This window comes from Eggerthella hominis, assembly GCF_014287365.1.
Classification (GTDB): Bacteria; Actinomycetota; Coriobacteriia; order Coriobacteriales; family Eggerthellaceae; genus Eggerthella; species Eggerthella guodeyinii.
This window is the reverse complement of the sequence record NZ_JACOOA010000008.1, coordinates 118463-145165: the sequence shown is the minus strand read 5'-3', so window position 1 is coordinate 145165 and position 26703 is coordinate 118463. Positions and strand designations below refer to the sequence as shown.

Annotated in this window: 16 protein-coding genes; 13 read left to right on the top strand and 3 right to left on the bottom strand. The window is 67.3% G+C overall.

Annotated features, from left to right (window positions below):
• Positions 1-152: 152 nt before the first annotated feature.
• The 4 genes from rpoB to glmM all read left to right on the top strand — a co-directional run bounded on the left by rpoB (position 153) and on the right by glmM (position 10088).
• Complete coding sequence (gene rpoB / locus H8S61_RS15350; RefSeq protein ID WP_186939593.1) at positions 153-3689, top strand: DNA-directed RNA polymerase subunit beta; 3537 nt, start codon at positions 153-155, stop codon at positions 3687-3689.
• The gene (locus H8S61_RS15345) at positions 3690-8102 is read left to right on the top strand and encodes a DNA-directed RNA polymerase subunit beta' (RefSeq protein WP_160942975.1); all 4413 of its coding nucleotides are present in this window, start codon (positions 3690-3692) and stop codon (positions 8100-8102) included.
• Positions 8103-8251: 149 nt separating this feature from the next.
• On the top strand, positions 8252-8752 hold the full coding sequence (gene hisE, locus H8S61_RS15340; RefSeq protein WP_086414397.1) for a phosphoribosyl-ATP diphosphatase: 501 nt from the start codon (positions 8252-8254) through the stop codon (positions 8750-8752).
• Position 8753: 1 nt separating this feature from the next.
• The gene (gene glmM / locus H8S61_RS15335) at positions 8754-10088 is read left to right on the top strand and encodes a phosphoglucosamine mutase (RefSeq protein ID WP_186939592.1); all 1335 of its coding nucleotides are present in this window, start codon (positions 8754-8756) and stop codon (positions 10086-10088) included.
• Between the two features lie 933 nt (positions 10089-11021).
• Here the strand turns inward: glmM and H8S61_RS15330 are convergent.
• Positions 11022-11456 carry a hypothetical protein gene (locus H8S61_RS15330; RefSeq protein ID WP_186939591.1) on the bottom strand — a complete coding sequence of 145 codons (435 nt, stop codon included), beginning with the start codon at positions 11454-11456 and terminating at the stop codon, positions 11022-11024.
• A 193-nt stretch (positions 11457-11649) separates the two neighbouring features.
• Here H8S61_RS15330 and H8S61_RS15325 point away from each other — a divergent pair, with 193 nt between their 5' ends.
• Positions 11650-12618 carry a helix-turn-helix transcriptional regulator gene (locus H8S61_RS15325; protein WP_186939590.1) on the top strand — a complete coding sequence of 323 codons (969 nt, stop codon included), beginning with the start codon at positions 11650-11652 and terminating at the stop codon, positions 12616-12618.
• A gap of 343 nt (positions 12619-12961) precedes the next feature.
• On the opposite strand, the gene ppk1 is transcribed toward H8S61_RS15325, so the two are convergent.
• Together ppk1 and H8S61_RS15315 are read right to left on the bottom strand one after the other, a co-directional pair.
• Positions 12962-15592 carry a polyphosphate kinase 1 gene (gene ppk1, locus H8S61_RS15320; protein WP_186939589.1) on the bottom strand — a complete coding sequence of 877 codons (2631 nt, stop codon included), beginning with the start codon at positions 15590-15592 and terminating at the stop codon, positions 12962-12964.
• A 39-nt stretch (positions 15593-15631) separates the two neighbouring features.
• Positions 15632-16555, bottom strand: a complete 924-nt coding sequence (locus tag H8S61_RS15315) for a Ppx/GppA phosphatase family protein (protein WP_186939588.1) — start codon at positions 16553-16555, stop codon at positions 15632-15634.
• Between the two features lie 211 nt (positions 16556-16766).
• Between H8S61_RS15315 and H8S61_RS15310 the strand changes: the two genes are divergently transcribed.
• The 8 genes from H8S61_RS15310 (at position 16767) to purH (ending at position 26584) form a co-directional block, all read left to right on the top strand.
• On the top strand, positions 16767-18503 hold the full coding sequence (locus tag H8S61_RS15310; RefSeq protein ID WP_154334286.1) for a polyphosphate--AMP phosphotransferase: 1737 nt from the start codon (positions 16767-16769) through the stop codon (positions 18501-18503).
• Between the two features lie 340 nt (positions 18504-18843).
• Positions 18844-19920, top strand: a complete 1077-nt coding sequence (gene srtB / locus H8S61_RS15305; protein ID WP_086414411.1) for a class B sortase — start codon at positions 18844-18846, stop codon at positions 19918-19920.
• The gene (gene purF / locus H8S61_RS15300; protein WP_186939587.1) at positions 19917-21398 is read left to right on the top strand and encodes an amidophosphoribosyltransferase; all 1482 of its coding nucleotides are present in this window, start codon (positions 19917-19919) and stop codon (positions 21396-21398) included. Before srtB ends, purF begins: the two co-directional genes overlap by 4 nt.
• Positions 21399-21471: 73 nt before the next feature.
• Positions 21472-22629 carry a phosphoribosylformylglycinamidine cyclo-ligase gene (purM, locus tag H8S61_RS15295; protein WP_154334289.1) on the top strand — a complete coding sequence of 386 codons (1158 nt, stop codon included), beginning with the start codon at positions 21472-21474 and terminating at the stop codon, positions 22627-22629.
• Between the two features lie 4 nt (positions 22630-22633).
• Entirely contained in the window at positions 22634-23254 is a 621-nt protein-coding gene (purN, locus tag H8S61_RS15290; RefSeq protein ID WP_186939586.1) for a phosphoribosylglycinamide formyltransferase, read from the top strand.
• A gap of 81 nt (positions 23255-23335) precedes the next feature.
• Positions 23336-24325, top strand: a complete 990-nt coding sequence (locus tag H8S61_RS15285; RefSeq protein ID WP_160942966.1) for an XdhC family protein — start codon at positions 23336-23338, stop codon at positions 24323-24325.
• Between the two features lies 1 nt (position 24326).
• Complete coding sequence (locus H8S61_RS15280) at positions 24327-24872, top strand: cysteine hydrolase family protein (protein WP_186939585.1); 546 nt, start codon at positions 24327-24329, stop codon at positions 24870-24872.
• A gap of 137 nt (positions 24873-25009) precedes the next feature.
• Complete coding sequence (gene purH / locus H8S61_RS15275; protein WP_186939584.1) at positions 25010-26584, top strand: bifunctional phosphoribosylaminoimidazolecarboxamide formyltransferase/IMP cyclohydrolase; 1575 nt, start codon at positions 25010-25012, stop codon at positions 26582-26584.
• The last annotated feature ends 119 nt before the right edge of the window (positions 26585-26703 follow it).

Sequence of the window (26703 nt, the reverse complement as noted above, 5' to 3'; positions counted from 1 at the left end):
TCCTTTCCATCGTCCCAGTTGAACCGGCGAATCAACAAAGAATTTCCACAGTTCGTAAAAATTTTCCTTGACTCGCCTTGACTTCCGACGTATCTTAGGCAATTGCGACTTTTTCGCAGAAATGCGGGTGCACATGAAGGAGGAAAAGCCTCGTGGCTCAAGGAAAAACGACTGATCAGACCAGCCTTTATAGGGATCGGCGAAGCTTCGCTAAGATCCCGGACGTCATGGACGTCCCCAACCTCATCGCCATCCAAACGGACAGCTTTGAGTTTTTCAAGGGCGAGGGCCTGGCGCAAGCGTTCCAGGATATCAGCCCCATCGAGAACAACACCAAGGACATGTGCGTGGAGTTCGGCAAGCACGAGTTCGGCGAGCCGAAGTACACGGTGGACGAGTGCAAGGAGAAGGACGTCTCCTACCAAGCACCGCTGTTCGTGGAGATCCGCTTCATCAACCGCGAGACCGGCGAGATCAAGGAGCAGGACGTCTTCATGGGCGACTTCCCGCTCATGACGCCGCGCGGCACGTTCATCATCAACGGCACGGAGCGCGTCGTCGTCTCCCAGCTCGTTCGCTCCCCGGGCGTCTACTTCGCCTCCGAGCGCGACAAGGCGTCCGACAAGGTGCTGTTCAACGCGAAGGTCATCCCGAGCCGCGGCGCGTGGCTCGAGTTCGAGACCGACAAGCGCGACATCCTGTCCGTGCGCATCGACCGCAAGCGCAAGCAGCCGGCGACGCTGCTCGTGCGCGCCCTCGGCCTGGCCGAGACGCGCGAGGAGATCATCGAGCTCCTCGGCAACGACGAGATGGTGCTGCGCACGCTCGACCGCGACCCGGCCACCACGAAGGAAGAGTCGCTCATCGAGCTGTACAAGCGCTTCCGTCCCGGCGAGCCGCCCACCATCGACTCCGCCCGCACGCTGCTCGAGGGCCTGTTCTTCAACCCGCAGCGCTACGATCTGGCGAAGGTCGGCCGCTACAAGATCAACAAGAAGCTGGGCTTCGACCCCGACTACGAGGCCTCCACGCTCACCAACGACGACATCGTGCGCACGATGCAGTACATCGTGGCGCTCCATGCCGGCGACGAGGGCGTGCAGACCGACGACATCGACCACTTCGGCAACCGCCGCATCCGCACGGTGGGCGAGCTGATCCAGAACCAGTTCCGCATCGGCCTGTCGCGCATGGAGCGCGTCGTGCGCGAGCGCATGAGCATGCAGGAGCCCGACGAGATCACGCCGCAGAGCCTCGTGAACATCCGCCCCATCGTGGCGGCCATCAAGGAGTTCTTCGGCTCCTCGCAGCTGTCCCAGTTCATGGACCAGACGAACCCCGCTGCCGGCATCACGCACAAGCGCCGTCTGTCGGCCCTCGGCCCGGGCGGCCTGTCCCGCGAGCGCGCCGGCTTCGAGGTGCGCGACGTCCACACGTCCCACTACGGCCGCATGTGCCCCATCGAGACGCCTGAAGGCCCGAACATCGGCCTCATCGGCTCGCTGGCAACCTACGCCCGCATCAACCCCTACGGCTTCATCGAGACGCCGTATCGCCGCGTCGAGAAGGGCCTGGTCACGGACATCGTGGACTACCTCACGGCCGACGAGGAGGAGAACTACACCATCGCGCAGGCCAACGACCTGTTCGACCCCGAGACCCGCAAGTTCGGCACGTTCGACGACGAGGGCAACTTCCACGAGGCCGTCCGCGTGCTCTGCCGCACGAAGGACGCCGCCGGCGTGTTCGGCGAGCCCGACGAAGTGGCGCCCGAGCTCGTCGAGTACATGGACGTGTCCCCGCGCCAGATGGTGTCGGTGGCTACCTCGCTCATCCCGTTCCTCGAGCACGACGACGCGAACCGCGCCCTCATGGGCTCGAACATGCAGCGTCAGGCCGTGCCGCTGCTCAAGCCGCACGCGCCGCTCGTCGGCACCGGCATCGAGCACCGCATCGCGGTCGACTCCGGCGAGATCCTCGTCGCCCAGAACCCGGGCGTCGTCGATTACGTCGACGGCCAGACCATCATCGTGCTGAACAACGACGGCGAGTACGACGAGTACCTCGTGCCGAAGTTCCAGCGCTCCAACCAGTCGGGCTGCATCAACCACCGCCCCATCGTCCGCAAGGGCGACGAGGTGCAGGCGGGCGACGTGCTGGCCGACGGCCCCAGCTGCGACGGCGGCGAGCTCGCGCTCGGCCAGAACCTCATGGTGGCCTACATGCCGTGGGAAGGCTATAACTACGAGGACGCCATCATCGTGTCCGAGCGCGTGGTTGCCGAGGACCTGCTCACGTCCATCCACATCTCCGAGTACGAGATCGACGCCCGCGACACGAAGCTCGGCCCCGAGGAGATCACCCGCGAGATCCCGAACATCTCCGACGACATGATCAGCGACCTCGATGCCGACGGCATCATCCGCGTGGGCGCCGAGGTGTTCCCGGGCGACGTGCTGGTGGGCAAGGTCACGCCGAAGGGCGAGACGGAGCTCACGGCCGAGGAGCGCCTGCTGCGTGCCATCTTCGGCGAGAAGGCCCGCGAGGTGCGCGACACGTCCCTCAAGGTGCCCCACGGCTCCGGCGGCCGCGTCATCGGCATGAGCCGCTTCAGCCGCGAAGCCGGCGACGAGCTGGCTCCGGGCGTCAACGAGCTCGTGCGCATCTACGTGGCTCAGAAGCGCAAGGTGCAGCAGGGCGACAAGCTGTCCGGCCGCCACGGCAACAAGGGCGTCATCTCCCGCGTGCTGCCGGTGGAGGACATGCCCTACCTCGCCGACGGCACCCCGATCGACGTCATCCTCAACCCCCTGGGCGTTCCGTCCCGCATGAACGTCGGCCAGCTGCTTGAGAACCACCTCGGCTGGGCTGCGAAGTGGGGCTGGGACGACGCGGAGGAGACCGACGCGGTGGTCGAGGGCCCGATGCACGTGGCCACGCCCGTGTTCGACGGCGCCACGGAGAAGGAGATCTCCGACGCCATCGAGAAGTCGAACCGCAACCTCATCAACCGCAACCACGCCAAGTTCGGCGACCTGGCGCGCGACGAGTTCGTGCCCCAGCTGTCCCGCACGGGCAAGACGTGGCTGTACGACGGCCGCACGGGCGAGAAGTTCCGCGAGCCCATCACGGTGGGCCAGAGCTACATCCTGAAGCTCGGCCACATGGTGGACGACAAGATCCACGCGCGCTCGACCGGCCCTTACAGCCTGATCACGCAGCAGCCGCTCGGCGGCAAGGCGCAGTTCGGCGGCCAGCGCTTCGGCGAGATGGAAGTGTGGGCGCTCTACGCCTATGGCGCGTCGAACGTGCTGCAGGAGATTCTCACGGTGAAGTCCGACGACACCGCGGGCCGCGTCAAGTCCTACGAAGCCATCGTCAAGGGCGAGAACATCCCGGCCGCCGAGGTGCCCGAGAGCTTCAAGGTGCTCGTGAAGGAAATGAAGTCGCTGTGCCTGAACGTCGAGCTGGAGGGTCACGATCATCGCACGATCGACGTGACGCAGGAAAGCGACGGCCAGGAAGACGGCGATCGTGCGCTGTACGAGGCCATCGCCGCCGACGCGCGCAAAACTGAAGAAGACGACGCGGCCAATGCGCTCGACAGCATTGCCGCCGAGCTGGGAGAGCTGATGGGCGATAGCAACAACGATACGAACGACCTGATCGGTGACGGAGAGGAGCGATAAATGACGACGGAATTCGACGTAAGCAATTTCGATGCCCTGCGCATTTCGCTCGCCAACGCCGAGGACGTGCGCAGCTGGTCGCGCGGCGAGGTGAAGAAGCCCGAGACGATCAACTACCGCACGCTCAAGCCCGAGAAGGACGGCCTGTTCTGCGAGAAGATCTTCGGCCCGACGAAGGACTGGGAGTGCGCCTGCGGCAAGTACAAGCGCGTGCGCTTCAAGGGCATCGTCTGCGAGCGCTGCGGCGTCGAGGTGACGCGCAGCAAGGTTCGCCGCGAGCGCATGGGACACATCGAGCTGGCCGCCCCGGTCAGCCATATCTGGTACTTCAAGGGCTCGCCTTCGCGCCTGGGCTACCTCCTGGACATCGCGCCGAAGGAGCTCGAGAAGGTGCTGTACTTCGCGTCCTCCATCATCACGTCGGTGGACAAGGAAGCCCGCGAGGAGGATGCCGACGAGCTGCGTGACGAGCTGGCCGCCGACCTCGAGGAGCTGGACGCCGAGCGCGACCGCCTCGTGGAGGCCACGCGCAAGCTGTCCGTGGACTACGTCCCCGAGGACGACGACTTCGTCGACGACGTGGACGAGGACGAGCGCATGACGGCCGAGGAGGTCGACGAGGAGATCGCCGACATCTACGAGGAGTTCAACGAGCGCAAGGCGCTGCGTCAGGACGCCTTCGACGCCTTCATGAAGATCGAGCCGAAGCAGCTCGTGCCGGACGAGGCCCTCTACCGCGAGATGCGCCTCAACTACCGCGACTACTTCACGGGCGGCATGGGCGCCGAGTCCGTGCGCGACCTGCTGGACGCCATGGACCTGGCCGCGACGGCCGACGAGCTGCGCGACGTCATCGCCAACGGCAAGGGCCAGAAGCGCGCCAAGGCCATCAAGCGACTCAAGGTGGTCGACGCGTTCCTCAAGTCCGAAAACAAGCCGACGGACATGATCCTCGACGTCATCCCGGTGATCCCGCCCGACCTGCGCCCCATGGTGCAGCTCGACGGCGGCCGCTTCGCGACGTCGGACCTCAACGACCTGTACCGTCGCGTCATCAACCGCAACAACCGCCTCAAGCGCCTGCTGGACCTCGGCGCGCCTGAGATCATCGTCAACAACGAGAAGCGCATGCTGCAGGAGGCCGTCGACAGCCTGTTCGACAACGGCCGCCGCGGCCGTCCCGTCACGGGCCCGGGCAACCGCCCGCTCAAGTCGCTGTCCGACATGCTCAAGGGCAAGCAGGGCCGCTTCCGCCAGAACCTGCTGGGCAAGCGCGTCGACTACTCCGGCCGTTCGGTCATCGTCGTCGGCCCGCAGCTCAAGCTGCACCAGTGCGGCCTGCCGTCGCAGATGGCGCTCGAGCTGTTCAAGCCGTTCGTCATGAAGCGTCTGGTCGAGCTGGAGTACGCCGCCAACATCAAGGCCGCCAAGCGCGCCGTCGATCGCGGTGCCAGCTACGTGTGGGACGTGCTGGAAGAGGTCATCACCGAGCATCCCGTGCTGCTGAACCGCGCCCCCACGCTGCACCGACTGGGCATCCAGGCCTTCGAGCCGGTGCTGGTCGAGGGCAAGGCCATCAAGCTGCACCCGCTGGTCTGCACCGCCTTCAACGCCGACTTCGACGGCGACCAGATGGCCGTGCACGTGCCGCTGGGCGCCGAGGCGCAGGCCGAGGCCCGCGTGCTCATGCTGTCCGCCAACAACATCAAGTCGCCGGCCCACGGCCGTCCGCTGACCGTGCCCACCCAGGACATGATCATCGGCCTGTACTACCTCACGGCCGCCCGCGACGGCTTCGAGGGCGAGGGTCGCTTCTTCATCGACTTCGACGACGCCATGAACGCCTACGACGCGCGCGCCGAGCTGGACCTGCAGGCCAAGATCTGGGTGCGCCTCTCCAAGGACACGCAGGTGGCCACGGCCTTCGGCGTGTTCGAGGAGCACAAGGCCGGCGAGCGCATCGAGACCACCATCGGCCGCATCACGTTCAACAACGTGCTGCCCGAGGACTACCCGTACCTCAACTACGAGATGAACAAGAAGGAGATCAGCCGCCTCGTCGAGGACGTGTGCAACCGCTACGAGCTGTCCAACGTGCCGGCGATCCTCGACGGCCTCAAGGACGCGGGCTTCCACTACGCCACGCGCGCCGGCGTCACCGTGTCGGTGTACGACGCCACCGTGCCGCCGAACAAGGGCGAGATCCTGGCTGCCGCCGACGAGAAGGTCGCGGCCATCGACGAGGACTACGAGATGGGCCTCATGAGCCCCGACGAGCGCCACAAGCAGGTCGTCGACATCTGGAACGCTGCGAACGAGGAAGTCGGCGAGGCCATGGCCGAGAACTTCGACAAGTTCAACCCCATCTACATGATGGCGTTCTCCGGCGCTCGTGGTAACATCAAGCAGATCCGCCAGCTGGCCGGTATGCGAGGCCTCATGTCCGACCCGAAGGGCGAGATCATCGACCGCCCGATCAAGGCGAACTTCCGCGAAGGCCTTTCCGTCCTGGAGTACTTCATCTCCACGCACGGCGCCCGTAAGGGTCTGGCCGACACCGCGCTGCGTACCGCCGACTCGGGTTACCTGACCCGCCGTCTCGTGGACGTGGCCCAGGACGTCATCATCCGCGAGATCGACTGCGGCACCACCGACGGCGTACCGTACCCGCTGCACAACGAGAAGGGCGACGTCGACGAGAACCTCATCGGCCGCTGCCTGCTCGACGACGTGGCGGGCACCGACGGCGTCGTGCTGCTGGGCGCGGGCGAGTACATCACCCATATGGACCAGCTCAAGGCCATGGATGCCGCGGGCGTCGAGACGCTCGTCATCCGCACGGTCATGACCTGCCATGCCGAGCACGGCGTGTGCCAGAAGTGCTACGGTTGGGACCTCGCCACGTCGCGTCCGGTGAACATCGGCACGGCGGTGGGCATCATCGCCGCCCAGTCCATCGGCGAGCCGGGCACCCAGCTCACCATGCGCACGTTCCACACCGGCGGCGTCGCCGGCGAGGACATCACCCACGGTCTTCCCCGTGTCCAGGAGCTGTTCGAGGCGCGCAAGCCCAAGGGCCTCGCCATCCTCGCGGAGATCTCCGGCACGCTGCAGATCTCGGGCGACAAGCAGTCCAAGACCATCACGATCCACGACCAGCAGGGCAACTTCCGCGAGTACGTCGTGTCGGCGCGCGCCCAGATGCTGCCCGGCGTGACGGACGGCTGCGAAGTGAAGGTGGGCCAGCAGCTCACCAAGGGCTCGGTGAACCCGCACGACCTGCTGCGCCTCACCGATCCGAACACGACGCTGCGCTACATCGTGAGCCAGGTCCAGGGCGTGTACGTGTCCCAGGGCGTGGACATCAACGACAAGCACATCGAGGTCATCGCGCGCCAGATGCTGCGCAAGGTGGCCGTCATGGACGCCGGCGAGTCCGACTACCTGCCGGGTCGCCAGGTCAACCGCTTCGAGTTCGAGGATGCCGCCAACGCGCTCATCGCCGAAGGCAAGGAGCCGCCCGTGGGCCAGCCGCTGCTGCTGGGCATCACGAAGGCATCGCTGGCCACGGACTCGTTCCTGTCGGCCGCCTCGTTCCAGGAGACCACGAAGGTGCTCACCGACGCCGCCATCGAGGGCAAGGTGGACCATCTGGCCGGCCTCAAGGAGAACGTCATCATCGGCAAGCCGATCCCGGCGGGCACGGGCCTCTCGCGCTACCGCGAAGTGGGCCTCACCTACAAGGGCCGTCCGGTTGCGCCGGTGCTGGGCGAGACGCTGCCCGACTTCGCGCCGGAAGCGCTCCGCGACATCGAGGAGCTGCTGCCCCAGCCGCAGGATTGGTCGCTCGACGGCGACGGCTACCTCAACATGGGTACGAACTACGGCAGCTACTACAGCGGCCTGTCGCTGGGCCATCGCGGCCCGCAGCTGTCCGACGAGGACGCGCGCCTGTACATCTACGACGATCTGGGCGTGTCGCAGCGTTGGGCCAACAAGTTCTCCGAGGCGGGCATCGAGACGGTGGCCGACCTCGTGGGTCACACCGAGGAGGACCTGCTGCGCATCGAGGGCATCGGCGTGAAGGCCATCGAGGAGCTGAAGGAAGGCCTCGACGCCCACGAGCTGACGCACGTGATCGAGGACGACCTCGCGGCCACGAGCGACGACATGAGCCAGCTGCTCGACATGGTGTTCTCGCCTGACGACACCATCCTCATCGGCGGCGACGAGCCCCCGACCTTCAACACCGAGGGCGAGGACATGCTGGGCGAGGCCCTGCCGCCGCGCTCCTACCAGCGCAACCTGGAAGAGCTCGATGCGCTGCTGGGCTCCGTGGGATCGCTGGGCTTCGGTCTGACCAGCAAGGATGAAGAAGAAGCATCCAACGCTGACGACGACGTGGAAGAGTAGTTGACAGGGGGCGCGCTCAGGCGCGCCCCCTGTTCGCTTTGCCCGTTTTGTCTCCTTCCCTTGCGCGGGCGCTTGGATTGCGGGACCTGCAAGTCGTGCGGCCATCGCAAGGGGAAGAGCCGCATGATCATCTCGAAAGGTATCATCTCATGCCGATCAAAACCTACCTACCGGAAAACGAGCAGCCGCCCGCATCCCCTATCGGGGCAACGCTCGAGGCGCTTGCCGCCACCATCGCGGCGCGACGCGACGCCGACGAGGGGAGCTACACCCATCGTCTGCTCACCGATTCGCCCGACACCGTGCTGAAGAAGGTCATGGAGGAAGCGGGCGAAGTGGCGCTTGCCGCGAAGGACGTCGAGTCCTGGTCGTGCTCGTCGCTGGCCGCCGCCCTGGCGTTCGAATGCGGTCGAGGCAACGACGTGGAGGAGGAGTCGCTGGCCGTCGAGCTGCCGGCCGAGTACCACGAAGCGGTGGATCATCTGCGCTACGAGGCTGCCGACGTGGTGTACCACCTGCTGGTGGTGCTCGAGCGCTACGGCATCGACCTCGACGAGTTCGCCGCCGAGCTGAACAACCGCATGACCGACGCCGAGCGCCCTGAGGGCGCCGTCCGTCTGTACGAGAATCACGTGAAGAGGGGGAAGTAGCATGGCTCGTTTATTTGGAACGGATGGGGTTCGCGGTGTGGCGAACAAGGAGCTGACGTGCGAGACGGCCTTCAAGCTGGGCCAGGCCGCCGTGGCGTTCCAGGGCACCACCATCCTCATCGGCAAGGATACGCGCCTGTCCGGCGACATGCTGGAAGCCGCCGTGTCCGCCGGCATCATGTCGATGGGCGGCACGGCCCTCTTGGCCGGCATCATCCCGACGCCCGCCATCGCGCTGCTCGTGCGCGAGCTGCACTGCGACGGCGGCATCGTCATCTCCGCCTCGCACAACCCGCCCGAGTACAACGGCATCAAGCTGTTCGACAGCCAGGGCTTCAAGCTGCCCGATGCGGTGGAGGACGAGATCGAGGCTTATCTGGCCGCGGGCGGCCCGCCGGTCGAGGAGCTCCCGGGCGGCGACGAGGTGGGCGTGGCGCTGCCGGTGGACGACGCCTGCGAGCTGTACGTCGCGCACGCCGTGTCCACGGTGGCGAACGAGGGCATCGACTTCGCGGGCCTCAAGGTGGCGCTCGACGTGGGCCACGGCGCGTCGTGCATGACGAGCGCCGAGGCGCTGCGCCGTCTGGGCGCCGAGGTCGTCGTGGTCAACGAGGACTTCGACGGCACCGACATCAACGTGCAGTGCGGCTCCACGCATCTCGAGCCGCTGCGCGCGCTCGTGGCCGAGACGGGCGCCGACGTCGGCATCGCGCACGACGGCGACGCCGACCGCGTCATGCTCATGGACGCCAAGGGCAACGAGATCGACGGCGACGTGATGGAGGCCGTGTGCGCCATCGACCTGCACAAGCGCGGCCTGCTGCCCGGCGGCACCGCCGTGTCCACGGTCATGTGCAACCTCGGGCTCACCCATGCCTTGCGCGACGCGGGCATCGAGCTCATCCAGACGAAGGTGGGCGACCGCTACGTGCTGGAGGCCATGCGCGAGGGCGGTTTCGTCCTCGGCGGCGAGCAGAGCGGCCATATGATCTTCCTCGAGCACAACTCCACGGGCGACGGCCTCGTGACGGCGCTCCAGTTCCTGGCCGCGTGCCAGCGCGCCGGTTCCACCATCGAGGACGCCGCGTCGGTGATGACGCGCTTCCCGCAGACGCTCATCAACGTGCGCGTGGGCGACAAGCACGCCGTGGACGGCAACGCCGCCGTGCAGGCCGCCGTCGAAGCCGCCGAGGCGGAGTTGGGCGACTCGGGCCGCGTGCTGCTGCGCCCCTCCGGCACCGAGCCGGTGGTGCGCGTCATGGTGGAGGCCGCCAGCGCCGAAGAAGCCGAGCGCCACGCGCGCGCCATCGCCGACGTGGTGGAGCGCGAGGTCTAGTCCGAAGCCTCATCGACCGGCGATAACGACCCCGGCGCGTTCTGCGTGCCGGGGTCGCTTCGTTGCGGGGGGTGTAGCGCGGGGCGTCGGGGCCCGGAATGTTTCATGTGAAACATTCGTTCTGACTCCCTCTTTGGCGTGTAACGCCCGACTGGGGTTCCGCGGGCCCGCTTCCGGTCGGGGCGTCGGCCGGAAGCGCCCGCGCCGTCGCGCTCTCGCCTCCCTATGTGCGGAAAAATCGGGCTTTTGGCAATCTTTCCCCCTATTTCGCCGTCGCGGGGCGCCGCCGCCGCGGTCTCGGGCGGCGAAACCCCAGGTCGGGAGCTTTCCACAGCGGGGAGCCGGGAGGGCCGGGTTGCCAAAAGCCCGATTTTTCCGCACGCAAGGGAGCCCGAAGCGGCGCGGCCGGAACGCGGCCGGCGCGATGGTCGCGACGCCCCTGCGCGGCGGCGCCCCGCCGAGGAGGCTGGGCGGACGTCGACGAGTGCGGGCGCGGAGGAGGGCGCGAAGGCGCGGATGCGGGCGCTGCAGGGTGGGGCGCGGGGTGCGGAGGCACGGATCAGCACATCGTCATCCTGAGCGAGCGAAGCGCGCCGAAGGATCCCCGCGGCGATAGCGGCATGCGTTGCGGTTGGTGCCTCACGGGATCCTTCGACTGCGGCGGCTCGCGCCGTCTCCGCTCAGGATGACAACCTGGCCTGATCTTTATGTCAATGGTGGTCTACCAGCGGAAGACGCTCTTTCTGCACAAAAATCACCGCTGTGAAGTTCGGGACGGCAATTGGGTTGCTGTTCGCGCACGCGCGAACAGGGAAAATGCCCAACGAATGGGCGGAAGCGGTGGTTGGAAAACGCCTCAAACGCTTCACAGCGGTGATTTTTGTGACTCCGCGCGCGTTTATTCGCGTCGCTGCGGGTTGGGAGCGCGCCTTTTCAGTCGGCGAGCGCGACGCGCGCAGGGGTCGGTGCTGCGTCGGTCCCCGCCTGCGCTCGCGCATCGGCTTGCATGTGGCGGAAGTTCCAGAACGTCACCGCGAAGCAGATGAGCGCGTACACGAGCGTGATCGACGCCTTCGCGGAGCCGAAGGGCGGCAACGCGCCTGTCTTCGAGATCAGCGAGTAGGCCATGATCAGCAAAAACGGCAGCAGCATCGCGTACTCGCTTTTGAAGTAGCGCAGGAGGTCGAATTCCTGCTTGCGCAGCACGCGCTTGCTGACCACGAACAGCGCGATGCCTGCGTGCATGGCGACGAGGGCGACGAAGAACCACGGCTTCTCGAGAAACTGCATGACGGTCAGGCAGCCGAACGTGACGATGGCGGCCGTCAGAAACAGGGCGAGACCGCGGGCGGGATTCTTTTCGGACATCGAACGTTCCCCTTCGGTACGGCGGAGCATGCCTCCGCACGGCGTTTTCGCCATGATACGGGATATGGCGGCGAACGACGCCCTCAATGTGCAACTTCAAGGGGAAAACGGAACAACCGCAAGCGGGATCAAGCGGCGGCGTCTCGGCTTCACTATAGTACGCTTGCGTAGTCGAGACGAGGAGAACGAGCGCATGTACGAGTGGCAGCGGCATATTCAGGTGATCGTCGACGAGATCGACGCCTGCATCAAACGGCACGACGACGAGGCGCTCGCCCTGAGCGCGCTCTCCCGCAGGCTGGGCTATTCCGAGTTCCATATGACGAGGAAGTTCAAGGAGATCTCGGGCATGTCGTTTCGGGATTACCTGCGTCAGCGCAGGTTGGCCTTCGCGCTCAAGGAGGTGCGCGACGGCGAGCGCAGCATGCTCGACATCGCCTTCGACTACGGATTCTCTTCGCACGAGGCGTTCACGCGGGCGTTCAAGGCGGCGTACGGCATCGTCCCCAGCGCATACCGCAAGCGGCCCGCGCCGGTGGTGCTTCGCACGAAGATCAACCCGTTCGACCGGTACGTTCTAGGATTAGGAGAGATCGGCATGGTGAAATCAAGCAACGACGTCAAAGCGTACTTCGTAACCATCCCCGCGCACAGGTTCCTGCACGTGAGGAACAGCGAGAGCAACGGGTACTGGGACTTCTGGCAGAAGCAGAGCCTCGTGCCCGGGCAGGACCACGAGACGGTGTGCGGCCTGCTCGACAGCATCAAGGGCAAGCTGGACGACAACGGCGGCAGCGAGGCGGACAGCAGCGGCGGGCACGTGATGGCCTACATCGGCGACCCCGGCGGAAGGCTGTGCGATTGGGGGTTCCCGCGCGTCGAGTGCTACGGCGTGCGCCTTCCCGCCGCCTACGACGGCGCGGTGCCGCCGAACCTGACGATGATGGACGTGCCGGAGGCCGAGTACCTCGTGTTCGAGCACGGCCCCTTCGACTACGAGCAGGAGAACCGCAGCGTGGAAGGGAAGATCGAGGAGGCGATGGCGACGTTCGACTTCGACGGCACCGGCTACCGCTTCGACACCGAGCCGGGCCGCGTGCTGTACTTCTACCACGACCCCGAGCGCTTCTGGAAATACGTGAGGCCGGTGAAGAGGGGGTAGCCCCTCCCTCATGGCGCGGCGGAAGCTGTGGGATGCGCGCATCCTATCCCGCACCGATCGCACGCCGCCGCCGTTGCGAATCGGCGCGGAACGCGCCCGTCGGTTCGCAGGTCGCACCCGCGCCCCTCAACGTGCGAGCTTCTTCCCGGCAACGATTCCACGCGGCCTCTTGCGCGCGCGGGCGCTTCCATGGGATCGTAGGCGGTGCGACACGGACGCGGCCGCGACCTGCCGCCGGTCGACCGCAGGCATCGTCGGACCGCGCTCCTGTCGCATCATCGACGAACAAACGCCCCCGGCTCCTTGCGAAGCCGGGGGCGTTCTCGTGCGCGCGGGCGGGGCGCTACCTGCGGGCGAACAGGCTGAGGAAGCGCACGAGCAAGCTCGGCTTCTTGCGCGGCGGCGGCGTGGTCGCGAGCCCTCGGTCGTCCGGGCGCGCGGTGCGCGCCGCCGGCTCGCCGACGGGCGGCTCGATGGCGTCGGCCTCGAGCGCCGGCTCGGGCGCGGGCGCGGATGCAGCCGCGCCCGCGGCCACAGGCTCGGGCGCGGCCGTCTCCGCAGCCGTCGGCTCCTGCACGGCCGGCTTCTCGAACAGCTCCTCGTCCACGGGCACCTCGCTGCGCAGCGCGCTGCGGCGGTTCGCCTCGCGCGCGGCCTCCTCCTCGGCCGCTTCGAGCCGGCGCTGCTGCGCGCGCTTGATGAAGAACTCCTGCGACTCGAACAGCGTGGTCGTGCCGTCTTCGGCTTCCTTGGCGAACGCGCCCAGCGGGGTGTAGCTTCCGTCGGGCAGCAGTTCGCGCAGCTTCGCCGTGTCGCTCATCGACACGTCCAGGTAGCCCAGGATCTCCTCGCGCAGCTGATCGTTCAGCACGGGCCAGGCGATCTCGATACGCTTGTCCATGTTGCGCGTCATGAGGTCGGCGCTCGACAGGTACAGCTTCATGGTGTCGCGCGGGCCGAACCCGTAGATGCGGCTGTGCTCCAGCAGCCGGCCCACGATGGACACGACGCGCACGTGGTCGGTGCAGCCTTCGAGCCCCGGCACGATGCACGAGATGCCGCGCACGAACAGCGTCACGTCCACGCCGGCCTGCGACGCCTCGACGATCTTCTCGATGACGTCCTTGTCGGTGACGGAGTTCGTCTTGAAGAACAGCCCGCACGGCTCGCCGGCCTTCGCGTGCTCGATCTGCGTGTCGATGCCCGCGAGGATCATCGGCTTGATCTGCAGCGGGGCCACCCACATGATGTCGTAGTTGTCGGAGGTGTTCTCCAGGCCCATGTTGCGGAAGAACTCGGTGGCGTCGCGCCCGAACGTCTCGTCGGTGGTGATGAACGACAGGTCGGTGTACAGCTTCGCCGTCTTCTCGTTGTAGTTGCCGGTGCCCAGCTGCGTGATGTGCTGCAGGCCGTGCTCGGTCTGGCGCGTGATGCAGCAGATCTTCGAGTGCACCTTGAAGTCGCGGAAGCCGTAGATGACGTTGCATCCCGCCTGCTCGAACCGCTGCGACCACTCGATGTTGTTGCTCTCGTCGAAGCGGGCGCGCAGCTCGAACAGGGCGGTCACCTCCTTGCCGTTCTCGGCGGCGGCGATGAGCGCCTCGGCCAGATGCGACTGGCTGGCCAGGCGGTACAGCGTGATCTTGATGGAGATGACCGACGCGTCGTTCGCGGCCTCGCGCAGCAGCTGCACGAAGGCGTCCATGCTCTCGTAAGGGTACGACAGCAGCACTTCCTTCTCGGTCACCTGGTCGATGATGCGGCGGTTGCGGTCGAGGCAGCCCGGCCACTGCGGCGTGAACGGCGTGTTCGTCAGCTCGGCGCGCTGGCCCTCGGGCAGGCGGCCGGCCAGGCCGAACGTGTAGCTCATGTCGAGCGGCACCTTGGTGACGTAGGCTTGGTACGGCTTGAGGTTCAAGCGCTTGAGCAGCAGCTTCTCCAGGGTGGGGGACAGCGGGCGCTCGCTTTCGAGCCGCACGGGAGCCAGGCGGGAGCGCTTCTTGAGGATGCGCTTCATGTGCTCGCGGTAGTCCTCATCGCTCTCGTCGGTGCCCTCGGTGGCATCGAGGTCGGCGTTGCGGGTGACGCAGATGACGTTCGTGTGCTTGATGGCGTACATGGAGAAGATCTCGTCGGCCACCATCTCGATGGCGTGCTCGAGCAGGATGAACTGCAGCCCGTCGCCCGGCAGCGCGATCACGCGCTCGCACTGGCGCGGCATGGGCACGAGGCCCAGCGTCACGCCCTCGGCGCCGAGGTTCTTCGCCTTCTCCTCCTTGGTCGGCTTCTCGCCGTCCTTCGCCTTCGGGGCCTTCTTCTTCGCTCCCAGATCCTCGTTGAGGCGCAGCACCACGTACAGCGCGCCGTTCTCCAGGTGGGGGAACGGGTGGCGCGAGTTGATGATCTGCGGCGACAGGAACGGCATCACGTTCTTGTGCACGTAGCCCGAGAGGAAGGCGCGCTGCTCGTCGTCGAGGTCCTCGGGGCGCAGCCCGCACACGCCGTGCTCGCACAGCAGCTTCCGGACGCTTTCGTAGGTGCGCTCTTGGATGGGGTACAGCTCGTGGCAGCGCGCGTAGATGGCTTCGAGCTGCTCGGTGGGCGTCATGCCCGACTTCGAGTCGATGATGTGCTTCTTCACGAGCGACAGGTCGGTCAGGCTGCCCACGCGCACCATGAAGAACTCCTGGAGGTTGCTCCAGAAGATGGAGATGAAGTTCAGGCGCTCGAGCAGCGGCACCGTCTCGTCGGCGCCCTGGTCGAGCACGCGCTCGTTGAACGTGAGCCACGACAGCTCGCGGTTCTGCAGGTACGGCGCCTTGACGGGCGCGTCGCCTTCGACGGAGGGGCTCGCGCCCTCGACCTCGTCGATGGAGGCGCGCATCTCGTCCGCGCGCGTTTCCGCGAGCGCGGCGCTCGCTTGGCCGATGGACGCCTCGGCGGTTTCGGCGGTGGCTTTCTTGGCGGTGTCCATGAACGTCCCCTTCCCGTGGTTCGATTCCTGCATGCGTCGCTACCGCAGCATGCGGTCGATCAGATACCCTTCGCGCACGCCGTACTTGCACACGTCGAGGCGATCGGCTCCGCACGCGTCGAGCAGCTCCAGAAGGATGATGCAGCCCGGCACGAGGGTGTGCACGCGCTCGGCCGAGGCCTTGAGCGCGGTGTGGGCGAACGCGTCGGGGTCGGTGCGGCACCATTCCAGTATCGCATGAATTTCCTTTTTAGTCATGGTTTTCGGACGGGCGGTCGCGCCGGCAGCCTGGGCATGCATCTTGGCGGCCGCTCGCACGCTGCCGCCGATGCCGAACAGCACTTCCGAGCGGTACGCGTCCGGGCGCGGCAGCGCGGCGAAGCGCTCCCGGAACGCGGCGGCGATGGCGTCCATCTCGGCGCCGGTGGGCAGGATGCCCCGCACGTGCTGGGCGAACGACGAGAGCGAGCCCTGCCCGATGCTCGCGTTGTCGAAGTCGCGGTCGTGCTCGATGCGCGTGAGCTCGGTGGAGCCGCCGCCGATGTCCACGAGCGTGCCCTGCACCACGGTGCGGTCGCACGTGGCGCCGACGAAGCCCAGGTGCGCCTCGTCCTGCGCCGACAGCAGCGAGATGGGCAGCTCGGCGCCCTCCTCGATGGCGATCACGGCTTCCTCGCAGTTCGAGGCGTTGCGGATGACGGCGGTGGCGAACACCTCCATCTTCTCGCAGTTGAAGTACCGCGCGCGCTTCGCGTGGCCGCGCAGCACGCTTATGGCGCGGTCGATGCCGTCCCGGGTGAACGCGCCGTCCACGACGTAGGCCGACAGGCCCGCCATCACCTTGTCGTTGATGAGGCTCTTGAAGTCCTTGCTCGTGTACGTGCGCTTGTGCGCGTCCTTCACGTCGTACACGACGAGGCGTATCGAGTTCGACCCAAGGTCGACCACCGCATAGTTGGGCATTGGTCCATCCATCCGCAATCAGGCGGCTCGCCTGGGGCGATCCGCAACGTGCTCCATCCCTCCATTGTAGGCGTACCCGCGCTCTCCGGCCAGAAGCGCGAGGAACTGAAAGCAGGATTTTACTTTTCGCTCTTCCTTGACGCGGACCGCCCGGCCGGGCCCTCCGGGGCCCTTGTGGTACTATGAACCTCTCGAAGGAAAGGAAGCGCCCATGCTGGAGACCGTCGATTTCTCACTCGAACCGCTTTCGAAAGACGCCTACAAGGCGCGCCGCGACGAGCTGATGGAGCAGCTGGTGGTGCTGCAGCAGCAGGCGCGCGTGCAGGGCGTGGGCCTGGTCGTGCTGTTCGAGGGATGGAACGGCGCCGGCAAGGGCAGCCGCATCTCCGATCTCATGTACCACCTCGATGCGCGCGCGACCAGCGTGTACGTCACCGAGAACCTCGACGTGAAGGCCGCGCGCTCGTTCGCGGGCGGCGCGCACGGCGTGACGGGCTTCTACCCCGTGATGCAGGAGTTCTGGAAGGGGCTCGGCCAGCGCGGCACCATCTCGTTCTTCGACCGCGGCTGGTACACCGCCGCCGTCCAGCACATGCTGTACACCGAGTTCGGCAAGCTCTCGCTCAAGTCCTCCAAGCGCAAGAGCCAGAAGGCCGTCGCGGCCGCCATGGCCGAGGCGCGCGACGAGCGCCACATCGACGTGCTGCGCCGCTACCTCACCTCGGCGTCCGACTTCGAGCGCCAGCTGGCCGACGACGGCTACCTCGTGGTGAAGTTCTTCGTGCACGTCACGAAGGAGGCGCAGAAGAAGCGCCTCACGCGCCTGCACGACGACCCGGCCACGCGCTGGCGCGTGGGCGAGGACAAGCTGGCCACCATCGGCAACTACGAGGAGGCCTACCGGCTCTACGACAACCTGCTGAAGGGCAGCGACTTCTCGTTCGCGCCGTGGAACCTCGTGAACGGCGAGGACAAGCGCCGCGCCAACCTGCAGATCGCCGAGACGCTGGTCAACGCGCTTACCGGCGCGCTCGAGGCGGTCCCCGACGCCGACGCCGCCGCGGCAGCCGCGAAGGCGCAGGCCAACTCGGCGGGCGCCCTCGACGAGGCGCCGCTGTTCGGCCGCTCGCCCGAGGAGGAGGCCCGCGTGCGCGAGGAGGCCGAGCGCGCCGCAGCCGAAGCCGCGGCCCGCGCGCCGCGCGTGTCGCGCTACCGCCAGGTGGACGACCCGCCGCGCCTCGATCGCATCGACCACACGCTCGTGCTCGACCCCGACGAGTACAAGGTGCGGCTCAAGGCCGAGCAGGAGCGTCTCAACAAGCTCGAGATGGAGATGTACCAGAAGCGCATCCCGCTCATGATCATGTACGAAGGCTGGGACGCGGCGGGCAAGGGCGGCAACATCAAGCGCGTGGCCCAGGCGCTCGACGCCCGCGCCTACACCGTCTTCCCGAGCCCGGCCCCCACGAAGCCCGAGCTGCTGCACCCGCACCTGTGGCGCTACTGGACGCGCCTGCCGAAGGCGGGCCACGTGGGCATCTACGACCGCAGCTGGTACGGCCGCCTGCTCGTGGAGCGCGTCGAAGGTTTCGCCTCGGTGTCGGAGTGGACGCGGGCGTATGACGAGATCAACGAATTCGAACGCGATTTGGTGCGCTGGGGCGCCATCCTGCTGAAGTTCTGGGTGGACGTGAGCCCCGAGGAGCAGCTCCGCCGCTTCCACGATCGCGAGCAGGACCCCGCGAAGCAGTGGAAGATCACCGACGAGGACTGGCGCAACCGCGACAAGTATCCCCAGTACAAAGCCGCGGTCGAGGATATCTTCCGCCTGACGAGCACGCCGTTCGCCCCCTGGATCGTCCTCGAGAGCGACGACAAGCGCTACGCGCGCGTCAAGGCGCTTAAAATAATCAACGATGCTCTGGAAGCGCGCTTGCACGAAAACTGAGATCGCGTTACTATGGGCAGCAGTACTCAAAACGACCGTGCGCATGCGCGCGCTTGAACGAAAAAAGGGGTAAAGAGCCATGACTCTGTTCGGAATCACCGTGCCTATGGAGGCCATCTGGGTCATCGTCGCGATCATCGTTCTCGTCATCATCGGCTTCATCGCGAAGGGCTTCATCGACGAGATGAAGAAGTAGCCGCTTTGGCGAACAGCGGTTTCCGATCGTGAAAATTGCGTTTTTGCGAACATCGCGCCCCCGTCAACGGGGGCGTTTGTTTATTATGGTAACGGTCTGGCGAAGACGGAATTCCGTCATCTGACGATCATCCGAAAGGTGAACATGTCCGAGTATCGACAGTATCCCGATCCCGCGTCGAGCGGGCGACATGCGCAGCAGCCGCGCACGCCGAGGGGCGCTGCGCCGCAGGCGCGAGCAGGGGCGCAACCGGGCGCCTACCGTCCGGCTACCGCACAGCACTCCGCCTACCGCCCCGTGCAACCCGCGTCGCGCCGGTCGAACGGCGGCGGGGGCAACCCGTACCAGCAGTACCCGAGTCATCAGCAGCCCGGTTCCGGGCGTCCCAAGAAGAAGGGCGGCCCGTGGCGGGTCGTGTTCTGGATCGCGCTCGTGGTGTTCGTCGTGGCCTTGGCCGCGCTCGGAGCCATCGGCTTCAGCTACTGGCAGGGCCAGCAAACCTACCAAAGCGTCGCGGAGGAGGGCTTCACGCCGCCCAGCGACATCGAAGGAACGTCGCTGGCCGACCTCACGGTGGACTGGGACGCGCTCAAGGCCATCAACCCCGACACGGTGGGCTGGATCTACATCCCCGGCACCGTGGTGAACTACCCCATCGTGCAGACCACCGACGACGTGAAGTACCTCACGCACGACTTCAAGGGCTCGGAGGGGTGGATCGCCACGTTCGGCGCCATCTTCCTGTCGGCCGAGAACGCGAGCGACTTCTCCGACCCGAACAACATCATCTACGGGCACCATCTGAACGACGGCTCGATGTTCGCCTGCCTGGCCGACTTCAGCGATGCCGCCCAGTTCGACGACCATCGCACGGTGTATATCCTCACGCCCGAGGGCAACTACCAGCTGAACACGTTCGCGCTCGTGCACGTGGCGGCCGACGACCCGCTGGCGCAGACGCAGTTCACCGACGAGGCCGAGCGCGTCGCCTACGTGCAGGACAAGATCGACCGCTCGGTGGTGGCCGCCTCCGACATTCCCGAGGCCGCCGACATCGCGCACACCTTCGCGCTGGCAACCTGCGACAACCTGCCTTCCGACGGGCGCTACGTGCTGTACTCCTACGTGGCGGCCAGCACGGTGGGCGAGGACGGCGGCGACGTCGTGGACCCCGAGGCGGCCGCGGCCGTCGATTCGGCGGAACAGGAGATCGCTTCATGAGCACCTCGATCCTGCCGGGCGAGCGCCCCGACCGTCTCGAGGAGGAATGCGCCGTGTTCGGTGTGTTCGCGCCCGGGGAGGACGTGGCGCGCATGACGTGCTTCGGCCTGCAGGCGCTGCAGCATCGCGGGCAGGAGAGCGCCGGCATCGCCGTGGGCGACGGCGAGACCATCATGGTGTCGAAGGACCTGGGCCTCGTGACCCAGGTGTTCGACGAGGCCAGCCTGGCCGCGCTCGACGGCTTCGTGGCGGTGGGCCACGCGCGCTACTCCACGAGCGGCGGCGCCGCATCGTGGGAGGCCGCGCAGCCGCACATCTCGGCCATCGACGACGTGCTGATCGCGCTCGCGCACAACGGCACGCTCATCAACACGAACGCCATGCGCACGCGCCTCATCGACGAGGGCGTGCAGTTCCGCTCGGGCACCGACAGCGAGGTGGCGGCGAAGGTGATCGGCCAGGTCACGCAAGCCACGCACCACCTGCGCAACGGCATCCGCCGCGCCATGGAGGATATCGAGGGGGCCTACGCCATGGTGCTGGCCAGCCCCGATTCGCTGTACGCGTTCCGCGACCCGAACGGCATCCGCCCGCTGTGCATCGGCGCGCTGCCCGACGGCCGCGGCTGGGTCGTGTCGAGCGAGACGTGCGGCCTCGACATCGTGGGCGCGCAGTACGTGCGCGACGTCGAGCCGGGCGAGATCGTGCGCTTCAACCGCGACGGCATGTACGCCGAGCAGGGGGTTCCCGCCCGGGCGTCGGCGGCGTGCATCTTCGAGTACGTGTACTTCGCGCGCCCCGACAGCGTGATCGACGGCCAGAGCGTGTACCAGGCCCGCCGCAGCATGGGCCGCATCCTGGCGCAGGAGGCCCCCGTGGAGGCCGACCTCGTGCTGGGCGTGCCCGACTCGGGCGTGCCGTCGGCCCTGGGCTACGCGTTTGAGAGCGGCATCCCGTACGCCGACGGCATCGTGAAGAACCGCTACGTGGGGCGCACGTTCATCGAGCCCACCCAGGCCATGCGCCAGCTGGGCATCCGCTTGAAGCTGAACCCGCTGCGCTCGGTGATCGAGGGGCAGCGCCTCGTGGTCATCGACGACAGCATCGTGCGTGGCAACACGTCGAAGAAGCTCGTGCAGATGCTGCGCGACGCGGGCGCGGCGGAGGTGCACCTGCGCATCGTGAGCCCCGAGGTGAGGTGGCCGTGCTTCTACGGCATCGATACCGACACGCGCGATCAGCTGATCGCCGCGAACATGGACCTCGGCGAGATGAACGCGTGGATCGGTTCGGACTCGCTGGCCTTCATCTCGCTCGAGGGTTTGCGCTCCGCCGTTCCCGACGCCCGTCGCCAGGGGTTCTGCGACGCGTGCTTCACCGGCGACTACCCGGTGGCCATCCCCGACGCGGTGGCCAAGAGGAGCTTCCTGACGAAGAAGGATTTCGACGAGACGTACGGCGAAGACGCGACGGGCTAGGCGCGCCGCGCACGACAGCAGCATGACAGTGGGGGATCGCCCCGACCTGGACGATACGGCACAAGGAGCCAAGATGACTGAGAGAATTACCGTAAGCGCGACGCAGACCGACGACGGCCCGCACATGCCCAGCTGGATGGACGAAGACGCGGTGACCTACGCGCAGGCGGGCGTGGACACGGCCGAGGGCGCGCGCGCCGTCGAAGCCATCAAGGGCGTCGTGCACGACACGTACCGTCCCGAGGTGGTGGGCGACATCGGCGGCTTCGGCGGCCTGTTCTCCATCGCGGCGGCCAAGAGCATGGACGACCCGCTGCTGGTCAGCGGCACCGACGGCGTGGGCACGAAGCTCAAGGTGGCGCAGCTGGCCGGCAAGCACGACACGGTGGGCATCGACCTCGTGGCCATGTGCGCGAACGACATCCTCGCCACGGGCGCCGAGCCGCTGTTCTTCCTCGACTACGTGGCCATCGGCAAGCTCAAGGCCGAGAACGTGGCCGAGATCGTGGCGGGCATCGGCGAAGGCTGCAAGCAGGCCGGCTGCGCGCTCATCGGCGGCGAGATGGCCGAGCACCCCGGCGTCATGGACCCCGACGACTACGACCTGTCCGGCTTCTGCGTGGGCGTGGTCGACCGCACGAAGATGCTCGATCCGGCCACCGTGCGCGAGGGCGACGTGCTGATCGGCCTCGCGTCGAGCGGCCTGCATTCCAACGGCTACTCGCTGGCGCGCAAGGTGTGCGTGGAGGGGAAGACCCACTACGAGCTGCGCATCGAGCGCGAGGAGCTGGGCGGCGCGAGCCTCCAGGACGCGCTTCTGGAGCCCACGCGCATCTACGTGAAGCCGGTGCGCGCCGTGCTGGAGGCCTGCGAGGGCGCCGTGCACGCGCTCGCGCACATCACGGGCGGCGGCATCTCCGAGAACCTCGACCGCGCGCTGCCGAAGACCTGCGCCGCCGAGGTGGACCTCGGCACGTGGCCGGTGCCGGCCATCGCGTCGTTCGTGTGCGACGCGGCGCACCTCGACGAGGCCGAGGCGCTCAAGACGTTCAACATGGGCCTCGGCATGGTGCTCATCGTGGACGCGGCGCGCGCCGACGAGGTGGAGGCCGCGCTGACGGAGGCCGGCGAAACCGCGTACCGCGTGGGCCGCATCGTGCCCGGCGAGGGCGAGGTCCGCTACACGGGCGACGGCGCGCTGTACGCGTTCGGCGCCGACGCGGAGGCGTAGGGCCATGGCCGAGCCGCTGAAGATCGGGGTGCTGCTGAGCGGCAGCGGCACGAATTTGCAGGCCATCGTCGACGCGGCGGCCGAGGGGCTGCCGGTGGAGATCGTGCACGTGGTGTCGTCGCGTCCCGACGCCTACGGCATCGAGCGCGCGCACGCGGCGGGCATCCCGGTCACGGCGCTCAACCGCGACGTGTACGCCGACCCGATCGAGGCCGACAAACGCATCGTCGAGACGCTGCGCGACGCCGGCGCGGACTACGTGGTGATGGCGGGCTACATGCGCAAGGTGACGCCGGTGCTGCTGGACGCGTTCCCCGACCGCGTGCTGAACCTGCACCCGGCGTTGCTGCCCTCGTTCAAGGGCGCGCACGCCATCCAGGACGCCTACGACGCGGGCGTGAAGGTGACGGGCATCACCGTCCACTTCGCGAACGAGGACTATGACTTGGGCCCCATCGTGGCGCAGCGCGCCGTGGAGGTGCGCGAGGACGACGCCCTCGACGATCTCGAGGCCCGCATCCACGAGGTCGAGCACGTCCTGTACCCCGAGGTGCTGCGCCTCATAGCCGAAGGCCGCGTCACCGTAGGCGAGGACCGCAAGGTGCATATCGCCCCCGCCCGCTGAACGCGCGGAGCGACCCGCAGGTTCGCCGCTCTCGCTGCGCGTAAGCTCGTCGCCCGTCCCTGATGAAACCAAGGAGCTATCATGATCCAACCCGCGCTCAAGCAGATCATCGCCGACCTCCGCGAGGGCCGCACGCCCGCCCTGCGCGTCGAGGACTTCCCGTGCTTCTCGCCCGAGGCGACCGAGGGAAACCAGCATGTGGACCCGTCGTACCTCGACGCGGTGGCGCGCAGCCTCACGGCCGACGACATCCCCACGTTCGAACGCGCCCTGCGCGCGATGGAGGAGGGCGACCTCGCCTGGCTCGGTTTCAAGATCGTCTACGACGCCGACGAGGCCCAGCGCAATACCGACAACGAGGTGACGAAGAAGTACGGCGACGCGGGCTCGGCCGACGGCGAGCCGCTCGTGTTCTTCTGCAACGACGCGAAGGAGGTCGTGGCCGCGCGCCCGTACTCGCCGCGCGACCTGTTCCAGATGAAGGACGTTACGCGCGGCCCCTCGATGCACAACGAGCAGTTCGAGGGCCTCACCTGGGCGAGCGTCCCCCTGTTCGACCAGGTGCACGTCTGGCTGCTCGGCGCGTCCGACGCGGCCAGCGAGGTGGCGGCGCTCGCCGACCACGTGGGCTTCGCGGTGACGGTGGTCGACTACGATCCGGCGTACGTGAGCGAGGCGCGCTTCCCCCGCGCCAAGCGCATCGTGCTCGAGGGCGGCAACTTCGACGCGCTCGACGAGCTCGACGCCGCGCCGGAGGACTACGTGTGCGTGCTCACGCGCGGCCACATGTTCGACCCCGAGGGCTGCGTGTGGGCCGCGAAGCACCACGTGCACTACGTCGGCATGATGGGCTGCGCGGGCAAGAACGACCGCGTGCACGAGCTGGTGCTGGACAGCGGCGCCACCGAGGAGGACTGGGAGCGCGTCAAGCGGCCCATCGGCCTCAAGTTCGGGGCGAAGACGCCCGCCGAGCTGGCCATCGCCATCGTGGCCGAGCTCGTGGACGTGCGCTACCGTCAGCGCTACAGCGCCGAGGCGCGCGAGCGCCACGAGAAGAGCCTCGGTCGCTAGGATGCAGAACGGAGCCTACGACGCGCTGATCGTGATCGACGTGCAGACCGCGCTCGTCGAGGCGCACCCTTCCGACGAGGAGCGTTTCATCGCCTCGGTGGGCGCGCTTGTCGGGGCGTGCCGCTGCAACGGCGTTCCCGTGGTGTACGTGCTGCACGACGGGGGAGCGGGCGACGAGCTCGAGCGCGGCACGGACGGGTGGCAGGCGTATGCCGCCGTCGCCCCGCAGGGCGGAGAGCCCTGCGTCGGCAAGCGCTTCAACAGCGCGTTTCGGCGCACGGGGCTCCATGAGATGCTGCGGTCCCTCGGCGCGAAGCGCCTCGTCATGTGCGGCATGCAGACGGAGTTCTGCTTCGACGCGTCCGTCAAGGCAGCCTTCGAGCTGGGCTTCGAGGTGACGGTGCCGCGCGAGGCCGTCACCACCTTCGACAGCGAGTTCGCGACGGGCGACGCCCTCACCGCCTACTTCGAAGACCGCATATGGGACGGCCGCTTCGCCCAGGTGAAAGACACGGCTTCCGTGATCGAGGAGCTTGCCGCTCGCTAACCTGCCCGTCGTGCGCTTTCGCGGGATATGCGCGCGCCTCTTCGTCCGCCTCGCGGCCCGGGTGGTACCATGCGTCGAAGGAGATTGGACGCATGGGGCCGTTCAGTCGCAAACAAGAGGAAAGGATGTAAGGCCATATGAGCAATCCTAAGGTCAAGCGCGTGCTCGTGTCCGTCACGGACAAGAGCGGCGTTGCGGACTTCGCCCGCGCGCTCGTCGACGAGTTCGGGGCGGAAATCATCTCGACGGGCGGCACCGCCCGCGCGCTCAAGGACGCCGGCGTGCCGGTCACGCCCATCGACGACGTGACGCAGTTCCCCGAGATGATGGACGGCCGCGTGAAGACGCTGCACCCGCGCGTGCACGGCGGGCTTCTGGCCAAGCGCGACAACGAGGCGCACATGGCCCAGGCGGCCGAGCACGGCATCGAGATGATCGACATGGTGGTGGTGAACCTCTACGCCTTCGAGAAGACGGTCGAGAGCGGCGCCGACTTCGGCACCTGCATCGAGAACATCGACATCGGCGGCCCGTCCATGCTGCGCTCCGCGGCCAAGAACTTCGAGAGCGTGGCCGTGGTCACGCGTCCCGAAAACTACGATGCCATCCTGGCCGAGATGCGCGCCAACGACGGTGCCACCCTGCGCGACACGCGCGCCAAGCTGGCGCTCGACGTGTTCGAGACCACGGCGGCCTACGACGGCGCCATCGCCGCGTGGATGGGCGCCCAGCTTGAGGGCGAGGGCGACGTGAAGTTCCCGGCCGATCGCTGCTTGCGTCTCACAAAGGTGCAGGACCTGCGCTACGGCGAGAACCCGCACCAGAGCGCCGCGTTCTACCGCCGCGACGACTACGCCGACGCCCCGCACAGCCTGGCCCACGCCAAGCAGCACCAGGGCAAGGAGCTGTCCTACAACAACTACCTCGACCTCGACGCGGCCTGGACAGCCGTGCGCGAGTTCGACGAGCCGGCCTGCGTCATCGTCAAGCACCTCACGCCGTGCGGCGTGTGCCAGAACGACGACCTCGTCGAGGCCTACCAGCGCGCGCACGCGTGCGATCCGGTGAGCGCCTACGGCGGCGTCATGGCGTTCAACCGCCCCGTCACCTCCGACGTGGTGGTGGCCATCTTCGACAACAAGCAGTTCGTCGAAGCTATCATCGCCCCCGAGTTCGCGGGCGACGCGCTCGACATGTACAGCGCCAAGAAGAACGCGCGCCTGCTGTCCACGGGCGGCGTGAATCCGGCCGGCGGGGAGGTGGAGTACCGCGCTGTCGAGGGCGGCCTCCTGTGCCAGGATTCCGACGCTGTGGCCGAGGACCCCGCGACGTTCACGGTGCCCACGAAGCGCCAGCCCACCGAGGAGGAGCTCGCCGAGCTGCTGTTCGCGTGGAAGGTGTGCAAGTCCATCAAGTCGAACGCCATCTCCATCACGAAGGGCCATGCGACCATCGGCGTGGGCGGCGGCCAGCCGAACCGCGTGAACTCCGCCCGCATCGCCGTCGAGCAGGCGGGCGAGGAAGCCAAGGGCGCCGTGGCGGCGTCCGACGCGTTCTTCCCGTTCCGCGACGGCCTCGACGCGCTGGCCGAGGCCGGCGTGACGGCCGTCATCGAGCCGGGCGGCTCCATCCGCGACGAGGAAGTGATCGCCGCCGCCGACGAGCACGGCATCGCACTCGTGTTCACCGGCCACCGCCACTTCCGCCACTAGGAAGGCTCCGGCGGCCTGATCGGCCGACCACCGGCACGCACTCATCGAGCGGCCTCCTCCGGGAGGCCGCTCGTGCGTTCGGCCCTCGCGCGCCCTTCTTCCCCGATTCCCCTGTTTCA

What these genes read in the sequence shown, in the direction of transcription:
- H8S61_RS15345 (WP_160942975.1), top strand. Translation starts at nt 3,690, where the DNA reads ATGACGACGGAATTCGACGTAAGCAATTTCGATGCCCTGCGCATTTCG.
- hisE (WP_086414397.1), top strand. Translation starts at nt 8,252, where the DNA reads ATGCCGATCAAAACCTACCTACCGGAAAACGAGCAGCCGCCCGCATCC.
- glmM (WP_186939592.1), top strand. Translation starts at nt 8,754, where the DNA reads ATGGCTCGTTTATTTGGAACGGATGGGGTTCGCGGTGTGGCGAACAAG.
- H8S61_RS15330 (WP_186939591.1), bottom strand. Translation starts at nt 11,456, where the DNA reads ATGTCCGAAAAGAATCCCGCCCGCGGTCTCGCCCTGTTTCTGACGGCC.
- H8S61_RS15325 (WP_186939590.1), top strand. Translation starts at nt 11,650, where the DNA reads ATGTACGAGTGGCAGCGGCATATTCAGGTGATCGTCGACGAGATCGAC.
- ppk1 (WP_186939589.1), bottom strand. Translation starts at nt 15,592, where the DNA reads ATGGACACCGCCAAGAAAGCCACCGCCGAAACCGCCGAGGCGTCCATC.
- H8S61_RS15315 (WP_186939588.1), bottom strand. Translation starts at nt 16,555, where the DNA reads ATGCCCAACTATGCGGTGGTCGACCTTGGGTCGAACTCGATACGCCTC.
- H8S61_RS15310 (WP_154334286.1), top strand. Translation starts at nt 16,767, where the DNA reads ATGCTGGAGACCGTCGATTTCTCACTCGAACCGCTTTCGAAAGACGCC.
- srtB (WP_086414411.1), top strand. Translation starts at nt 18,844, where the DNA reads ATGTCCGAGTATCGACAGTATCCCGATCCCGCGTCGAGCGGGCGACAT.
- purF (WP_186939587.1), top strand. Translation starts at nt 19,917, where the DNA reads ATGAGCACCTCGATCCTGCCGGGCGAGCGCCCCGACCGTCTCGAGGAG.
- purM (WP_154334289.1), top strand. Translation starts at nt 21,472, where the DNA reads ATGACTGAGAGAATTACCGTAAGCGCGACGCAGACCGACGACGGCCCG.
- purN (WP_186939586.1), top strand. Translation starts at nt 22,634, where the DNA reads ATGGCCGAGCCGCTGAAGATCGGGGTGCTGCTGAGCGGCAGCGGCACG.
- H8S61_RS15285 (WP_160942966.1), top strand. Translation starts at nt 23,336, where the DNA reads ATGATCCAACCCGCGCTCAAGCAGATCATCGCCGACCTCCGCGAGGGC.
- H8S61_RS15280 (WP_186939585.1), top strand. Translation starts at nt 24,327, where the DNA reads ATGCAGAACGGAGCCTACGACGCGCTGATCGTGATCGACGTGCAGACC.
- purH (WP_186939584.1), top strand. Translation starts at nt 25,010, where the DNA reads ATGAGCAATCCTAAGGTCAAGCGCGTGCTCGTGTCCGTCACGGACAAG.